General features: G+C 62.1%; 8 protein-coding genes. 2 read left to right on the top strand and 6 right to left on the bottom strand.

Annotation, left to right across the window (positions count from 1 at the left end; translation table 11 throughout):
* The 6 genes from PSV33_RS18185 to PSV33_RS18210 form a co-directional block, all read right to left on the bottom strand.
* A partial coding sequence (locus tag PSV33_RS18185) for a sodium:proton antiporter (protein ID WP_300563922.1) occupies positions 1-1,004 on the bottom strand: 1,004 nt, incomplete at its 3' end.
* Between the two features lie 58 nt (positions 1,005-1,062).
* Positions 1,063-2,250, bottom strand: coding sequence for a nicotinate phosphoribosyltransferase (pncB, locus tag PSV33_RS18190; protein ID WP_300563923.1), 1,188 nt, complete (start codon positions 2,248-2,250; stop codon positions 1,063-1,065).
* Between the two features lie 164 nt (positions 2,251-2,414).
* The gene (locus PSV33_RS18195) at positions 2,415-2,765 is read right to left on the bottom strand and encodes an FKBP-type peptidyl-prolyl cis-trans isomerase (protein ID WP_300563925.1); all 351 of its coding nucleotides are present in this window, start codon (positions 2,763-2,765) and stop codon (positions 2,415-2,417) included.
* Positions 2,766-2,974: 209 nt separating this feature from the next.
* Positions 2,975-3,631, bottom strand: coding sequence for a nitroreductase (locus PSV33_RS18200; RefSeq protein ID WP_300563934.1), 657 nt, complete (start codon positions 3,629-3,631; stop codon positions 2,975-2,977).
* Between the two features lie 41 nt (positions 3,632-3,672).
* Positions 3,673-4,119, bottom strand: coding sequence for a thioesterase family protein (locus tag PSV33_RS18205; protein ID WP_300563927.1), 447 nt, complete (start codon positions 4,117-4,119; stop codon positions 3,673-3,675).
* Positions 4,120-4,346: 227 nt separating this feature from the next.
* On the bottom strand, positions 4,347-5,306 hold the full coding sequence (locus tag PSV33_RS18210; protein WP_300563929.1) for a histone deacetylase: 960 nt from the start codon (positions 5,304-5,306) through the stop codon (positions 4,347-4,349).
* Between the two features lie 196 nt (positions 5,307-5,502).
* Between PSV33_RS18210 and PSV33_RS18215 the strand changes: the two genes are divergently transcribed.
* Positions 5,503-5,913, top strand: a complete 411-nt coding sequence (locus PSV33_RS18215) for a hypothetical protein (RefSeq protein WP_300563931.1) — start codon at positions 5,503-5,505, stop codon at positions 5,911-5,913.
* Positions 5,914-5,925: 12 nt separating this feature from the next.
* On the top strand, positions 5,926-7,056 hold the full coding sequence (locus PSV33_RS18220; protein WP_300563933.1) for an ABC transporter substrate-binding protein: 1,131 nt from the start codon (positions 5,926-5,928) through the stop codon (positions 7,054-7,056).
* Positions 7,057-7,365: the final 309 nt, after the last annotated feature.

A 7,365-nucleotide genomic window follows, 5' to 3' on the forward strand; every position in this document is an offset into this window, starting at 1 on the left:
ATGATGGTCAGGAAAATGCCGGCAAACAGCTTGGCCACCTCGGCCATGGGCCCCCAGGAAAACTGGTTGTCCTCGTGCACCTTGTCGGCCGTCATTTTCAGCGACAGCAGCGTGATTGCAATCAGGCCGGCATCGCGCACCAGGCCAGGCAGGCCGACCTCGGTGCCGAAAATATCAAACACCACTGCCGACTTCCAGAAGCCGCTGAGCAGCACCAGGGCAGCGACGCCGGCCAGCAACGCAAAATTGAAGGCGCCGTCAAAACCCAGCCGGCCGGTATCGGGCGTCGGGTCCACCGGTTGCACGCCCTCCCTGCGGTAATACCAGCTGTCCAGCAGGTAAAAGATCACCAGCAGGCTGCCTATCAGAAACAGCGTTTCCGGGAAAATGTGCTTGACTGTCCAGAAGAAGTCCACGCCCTTGAGGAAGCCGAGGAACAGCGGCGGATCGCCCAGCGGGGTCAACGAGCCGCCGGCATTCGAGACGATGAAGATGAAAAACACAACGATATGGGCAGAGTGGGTGCGGTTGTCATTGGCGCGGATCAGCGGGCGGATCATCAGCATGGAAGCGCCAGTGGTTCCCATGAAACTCGCGAGCACGGCGCCGATCAGCAGCAAGCCGGCGTTCAGTCCGGGGCTGCCATGCAGGTTGCCGCGAATGAAAATACCGCCGGCCACCGTGAACAGCGCCGTCAGCAGGATGATGAAGGGGATGTATTCGGCAACCAGCGCATGCACGAGGCTGGTGCCCGCCAGTGCCGGGCCGAAAAGCACGGCAAACGGCAGGAAAAAAGCCAGCGTCCAGGCCGCCGACACCTTGCCGAAATGGTGGTGCCAGAACATCGGAAGCAGCAGCGGCATCAGGGCGATCGACAGCAGCAGGCCCGCAAACGGAATGCCCCAGAGCGGCGACAGCTGGCTGCCGTCAAAGTCCGCCGCCACGGCCCAGCCAGGAAGAAAGGACAACAAGGCCGCAAGCGCGATCCAGCGCAATTTTTTCATGAGGTCTCCTGTATTTTCATGATGCCGCAAGGCGGCACACCACCACCCATTGTCCCTCTCAGGCAATGTCAAAAACCTGACGCAGGTAAGCCAGGTATTTCTCGTCATCACACATGTTTTTGGACGGTGTGTCGGAGAGTTTGGCCACCGGCTGGCCGTTGCAGCGCACCATCTTGATGACGATCTGCAGCGGTTCGTAGCCCAGATCATTGGTCAGATTGGTGCCTATGCCGAAGGCAAGCTGGCAACGGTCCCGGAACTGCTGGTAAAGCTCGATGGTGCGGGGCACCGTGAGGGCATCGCTGAAAATCAGCGTCTTCGTCCGGGGATCGACCCGGTTCTTGCGGTAGTGCTCGATCAGGCGCTCGCCCCAGGCAAACGGGTCACCACTGTCGTGGCGCGCGCCGTCGAACAGTTTGCAGAAATAGAGGTCGAAATCGCGCAGAAAGGCGCTCATGCCATACACATCGCTGAGCGCAATGCCCAGGTCGCCGCGGTACTCCTTGGCCCACGATTCGAAGCCGAACACCTGGCTGTCACGCAGGCGCGGCCCCAGGGCCTGGCAGGCCTGCAGGTATTCGTGCGCCATGGTGCCCAGCGGCGTCAGGCCCAGCTTCATGGCGAACAGCACATTGCTGGTCCCGGCAAACTGTCCGGCACTGCCGACGCCCAGGCGTGCAATCAGGGTGCGCAGCACTTCCTCGTGCCAGGCCTGGCCAAAGCGGCGACGCGTGCCGTAGTCGGCGATCTTCAGGGTGGCCAGGCCTTCACCCTTCAACAGCCCGATCTTGGCGTCGAGCCGCTTGCGTCCCTCCATCACATCGGCGAGCTTTTGCGTGTTGCGGAAATACACCTCGTTGATGATGGCCAGCACCGGGATCTCGAAGAGGATGGTGTGCAGCCATGGCCCTTCGATCACGACCTCGATTTCGCCCGTGGGCAAGGCCTTGACGCTGACGTATTTTTCGTTGAGGTGAAACAGCCCCAGGAAATCGATGAAATCGCTCTTGATGAAACGCATGCCGCGCAGGTAAGCGAGCTCGGCATCCTGAAAATGCAGGCTGCACAGGGCGCGGATTTCCTCGCGGATTTCACTGACATAAGGCGCCAGGTCGCTCACGCCGGGCGCGCCGGCGTTGCGGCACTTGAAACGGTACTCAACCTGCGAACCGGGGAACTGGTGCAGCACCACCTGCATCATGGTGAACTTGTAGAGATCGGTGTCAAGCAGGCTGGTGATGATCATGGGCATTTCCGTAAATTCATTTTTCGGGCGAATTGCGGCGTTGCGCGGTGCTCGCAATCCTCACGTACCCAAGTACGTTCCGGTTGCTGCGCTCCGTGCGCCTTGCACTTCATCCCGAAAAACCGAATTTCCGGAAGCGCCCATCACACGCGGAGCAGAAAGCCTCAGCCCAGGAAATCGACTTCGAACAGGAGCGTGGCGTTCGGCGGAATCACGCCGCCCGCGCCGCGTGCACCGTAACCGAGTGCGGCCGGAATGACGAGACGGCGCGTGCCGCCCACCGACATGCCCTGCACGCCTTCATCCCAACCCTTGATGACCTGGCCGGCGCCGAGCGAAAACTCGAAAGGCTGGCCGCGATCCTTGCTGGAGTCGAACTTGGCGCCCTGCACGCCATCGTTGTAGAGCCAGCCGGTGTAATGCACTTTGACGTTCTGGCCGGCCTTGGCGATCGCGCCTGTGCCCAGTACGGTGTCTTCGTACTGCAGGCCGGAAGGGGTGGTGGTGAGTGCCATGATCGGTCTTTCAAAAAATGTGGAAGAGGCGCTTTTGCGCGAACCCCTGACTTTACCCGCAAGTGGCCCACCGAGAGCGGGCCAAGACCGCTGGCGTGGGCCGCTTCCAATACAAGCAGGGGCCGCGGGTCCGGCTTTGCCGGCCCGCAGGCGCAGCAGCCCCCTCGGGGGGCAGGGAGCGACACGCAGTGCGAGACCGTGGGGGCTATTCACTCCAGCCAGGTCGTGAAGGCCTGCACGCCAACGCGCGGCGTGCGGAAGGTATTGACCAGCGCGGACTCGTCCGCATAACCCAGGGCCATGCCGCAGACCAGCATTTCGTCGTCGCCGGCGCCGATGTGCGGCAGGATGATTTTGGCAAAGCCGTTCCAGGCCGCCTGCGGACAGGTATGCAGGCCGTGGCCGCGCGCAGCCACCATGATGTTCTGCATGAACATGCCGTAGTCCACCAGGCTGCCACGGCCCATGACGCGGTCCAGCGTGAACATCAGGCCGACGGGTGCGTCAAAAAACCGGTAGTTGCGCTGGTGCTGGGCATGCATCTTGTCCTTGTCACCCTTGCCTATGCCGAGCAAACCGTACAGGCCCCAGCCGTTTTCGCGGCGCCGGTCGATGTAAGGCGAAACCCATTTTTCCGGGTAGTAGTCGTATTCCTCCTTGTACTGCGCGGCCAGCTCGGCGCTGGCGCGGATGGCGTCATGCGCGGCGCAGACCTTGCCTACCAGACTGTCACGGCTGTCACCCTGCAGCACATACACCTTCCACGGCTGGGTATTGGTGCCCGAGGGAGCGCGGCTGGCGATCGCCAGCAACTGTTCCAGGGTTTCGCGGGGCACGGCTTTGGGCAGGAAGGCGCGCACGGACATGCGGCTGTGGATGGCTTCATCCACGGCATTGAGGGGTTCGGTCACTTCAGGGTCTCCAGGGTGGTCAAAAGTTGGGGCGGCAAGGGCACGGGCCGACGGGTGTGCCGGTCCACGTAGACGTGGATGAAATGGCCCCTGGCGGCGCTCAAGGCTGCACCGTCCCGGTCAGGGAACAGCCCGACCTCGTAGCGCACGCTGGACGAGCCGACATGCGCCACGCGGATGCCTGCGAGCACCGGGTCGGGAAAGGACAGAGGCGCAAAGTAGTTGCACTGCGTCTCGATGACCAGCCCAATGACAGGGCCCGCGTGAATGTCAATGGCGCCGCTCTCGATCAGGTAGCCGTTGACCGCGGTGTCGAACCAGCTGTAATACACCACGTTGTTGACATGGCCGTACACATCGTTGTCGGACCAGCGCGTGCCGATCGGACGGAAGACCTTGTAGGCGCTGCGGGGTTCAGCCTGGGGGCGTGTCGTGGAAGTCATGGAGGACTATTTTGCCAGCCAGCAATTTCCAGGGTCAGCACGCAAGTGACAAGCGCGGGCTGGCAGCGCTCTTGAAATCAGCCGGGGCCGCGGGACCGGCTTTGCCGGACCGCAGGCGCAGCGGCCCCGAGGGGCTGGAGCCTGCGGTTCCAAACCTGCTTGAGCAGGTTTGGACAGGCGACAGAGGCGAAGCGTCTCGCGAGCCGCGGCCTGCAAGGCCTCGGGAGTTACGCGGAGCGAACGACCGTGGGGGCCGTCTGCCAGCGTTTCCAGTACGCCAGCGCCACACGGAAGGTATTCATCTGCACCTGCACCGTCTCGTCGATGTTGACGCCGTAACCGCCGGCCATGGCGAAAGCCAGCGGAATGCGGCGCTGCCAGGCCCAGTCAAACACGCGTCGGTCCCTGGCCTCCAGGCCGTCATAACTGAGCTTGAGCCGCCCCAGCCGGTCCCCTTCAAACGGATCGGCGCCTGCCAGGTAGATCACCAGGCCCGGCGCGAAGCGTCGCTCCAGCTCGTCGAGCGCATGCTCCAGCGCCTGCAGGTAAGGCGCATCGGTGCAGCCGTCCGGCAGGTCCACATCCAGGTCGCTGGCCTCCTTGCGGAAGGGGAAATTCTTTTGCCCATGCAGTGACAGGGTGAACACGCTGTCGTCAGCGCTGAAAATGCTGGCCGTCCCGTTGCCCTGGTGCACGTCCAGGTCGATGATGGCCACCCGCAGCGGCGTGTAGTGGTTGCGTGCCCACTCCATCTGCATCTGGCGGGCCGCGACGGCCGCATCGTTGAATACACAAAAGCCTCCGCCCTTGCCTGCCGACGCGTGGTGGGTGCCGCCGGCCAGGTTGGCGGCCACGCCTTCGGCACTGCCCTGCAACCCCAGGGCCGCACGTGCCGCCGCCACCGTGGCGCCCACCGAGCGGCGTGAGCGCTCGACCATGTCCGTGCTCCAGGGAAAGCCGATCTCGCGCATGAGCGCCGCGTCCAGCGTGCCCTCGACCACGGCCTGGATGTAGGCCGGCGTGTGTGCCAGCGCCAGTTCGCCATCGCTGGCACGAGGCGCCACGCCCAAACGCACCTGCGGCAACTCGCCGGACAACCGGTCGCGCAGGCGCTGGTATTTGGCCATCGGAAAACGGTGTCCGGGCGGCAAGGGCAGGACAAAGTGATCAGCGTAGAAAGCTTGCATGAGGGTCAGAAAAACATCAGAAATTTCCGGAACGCCAAGGGTAACTCCTAGGCCAAAAGGCGTTTTCAGCACTTGAATTGGTTATACAAAATAACTACAGTTCATAACCATAGTTATACAAAAGTTACACAAAACTACCACTTCGACGGTGCATTTTCCGGAAGACCTCCCACTCAACCACATCGAGGAGCAAAAAATGTCCTGGTTTGCATCCAGCCTGGCGGTCCGCCTGCAAGGCCTTCGGGGTCGCTGGCGACCCATCCCTGTCACGGAGACCAGGATGGAGCAGATACGCGAAGCCATGCTCGCGGCTCTGGATGAAAGCGGTGACGGCAAATCCCTGGGGCTGAAAACCCGCATCAGGCATGCAGGTGACACGCAGCGCATGTGGGACCTGCGCAGCGAACTCATGAAAGCCCTGGCAAGCGACCAGGGGGAAGCCCGCGCGGGCGAGAAGTTGCTGCTGATCACGGAGATGTTCCGCGACATGTTGCCAAAGGGCCTGGCCTCAGGTCTTGCCCATGGCGACGGATTGGGCACGGGCTTCAGCGGCAAAAGAGTTTCGGGAAAACTTCACCAGCCTGAAACAACACGGTCACAGTTTTAAAGGGAGACCCACATGTTTCGTTCCACACTCATGGCATTGATGGTGCTTGCAGGCGCCCAGGCGATTGCAGGCGACAAGGGCGTGACGCCCACCGAAATACGACTGGGCGCGTCGGCCGTGCTCAGCGGGCCATTGGGGGCCCAGACCAAGGAATACGGCGTGGGTTCACGCCTGTACTTCGACGCGGTGAATGCGGGCGGCGGCGTGCACGGCCGCAAGATCAGCTACGTCACGCTGGATGATGGCTTCGACGTCAAACGCGCGGTGGACAACACCCGCAAGCTGATCGAGGAAGACGGCGTGTTCATGATCTACAACAGCACAGGCACAGCGCAGACGGGCGCGATCCTGCCGATGCTGCAGGAAACCCGGACCATTGCCTTCGGGCCGGTGACGGGTGCGTCCGCGTTCAGGGAAAAGGTCAACCCCTACCTTTTTCATGTGCGCGCGAGCTACGCCAATGAAGCGCGTCGCATTATTTCCCAGCTCAAGCAAACCGGCATCTCGCGCATCGCCGTGTTTTACCAGGAAGACGGCCTCGGCAAAACGCTGCAAGCCGAGTTGCGCCTGGCCGCGAGCGCGGAAAACATCAGCTTCGTAGCTGAAATCAAGGGTGACCCCGCCAAACCCGACTTCAAGGCCGCCGCCGCGGCCACAGAGCAGGCCAAGCCCCAGGCGGTCATCGTTGCCACCGCGGGAGCCACCTTCCCCAATTACGTCAAGGCCGTCCTGCAGACTTCCGCCAAACCGAGCTTCTATGGTTTTTCAGTCGCGAGTGTGGACGTGATCAACCGCGAGCTGAAGCAGGATGCCCGGGGGATCATCCTGACCCAGATCATGCCGTCGCTGCGCAACGCGACCATCCCGGTCGTGGCCGAATACCTGAAGCTCCTGCGCGAGAAATCGCCGGACGCGCGCCCTTCGGCCTCGCAGTTCGAGGGGTTTGTGCACGCCAAGCTGCTGGTCGAGGGGCTGCGCAGGGCCGGCCGGCAACTGAGTACAGACTCGTTCATCAAGGCCATGGAAGGGGCCGGCGAAATAAGCTTCGGCCGTTTTGTGGCGAAGTACTCGCCGCAGTCACACAACGGGTCCACCTACGTGGAGATGGCCATCATCGACAACGAGGGGCAGCTGCGCTACTGAGTCCGGCGGGCGGCACTCCTCCACCGGACAACGCCCCCCGGCCGTTACCCCTGCGCCCCCTGAGCCCCCCCGCGCCCCCTGCAGGGCGTGGGCGCTAGAGCTTGATCTCTAGAATGGTGCACTGCAGCATAAATCGCTTGCAATCGTGCATCCAGTCCCTATACTTCAGTTATGTTGCAGTGCAGCAATTGACAAGACAAGCCCCAACAGCAGATTGTCCAGCAGCGCAACTAATTGAATTCTTAACCCACTATTGGAGATTTAAATATGTTGACCGCTGAACAAATCATGGCTTCCCACAAAGCAACC

Origin of the sequence: Polaromonas sp. (genome assembly GCF_029945895.1) — a bacterium.
Taxonomy (GTDB): Bacteria; Pseudomonadota; Gammaproteobacteria; order Burkholderiales; family Burkholderiaceae_C; genus Polaromonas.

Bases quoted from the DNA above. Each gene is read 5' to 3' on its own strand.
- pncB (WP_300563923.1), bottom strand. From the start codon at position 2,250: ATGATCATCACCAGCCTGCTTGACACCGATCTCTACAAGTTCACCATG.
- PSV33_RS18195 (WP_300563925.1), bottom strand. From the start codon at position 2,765: ATGGCACTCACCACCACCCCTTCCGGCCTGCAGTACGAAGACACCGTA.
- PSV33_RS18200 (WP_300563934.1), bottom strand. From the start codon at position 3,631: ATGTCCGTGCGCGCCTTCCTGCCCAAAGCCGTGCCCCGCGAAACCCTG.
- PSV33_RS18205 (WP_300563927.1), bottom strand. From the start codon at position 4,119: ATGACTTCCACGACACGCCCCCAGGCTGAACCCCGCAGCGCCTACAAG.
- PSV33_RS18210 (WP_300563929.1), bottom strand. From the start codon at position 5,306: ATGCAAGCTTTCTACGCTGATCACTTTGTCCTGCCCTTGCCGCCCGGA.
- PSV33_RS18215 (WP_300563931.1), top strand. From the start codon at position 5,503: ATGTCCTGGTTTGCATCCAGCCTGGCGGTCCGCCTGCAAGGCCTTCGG.
- PSV33_RS18220 (WP_300563933.1), top strand. From the start codon at position 5,926: ATGTTTCGTTCCACACTCATGGCATTGATGGTGCTTGCAGGCGCCCAG.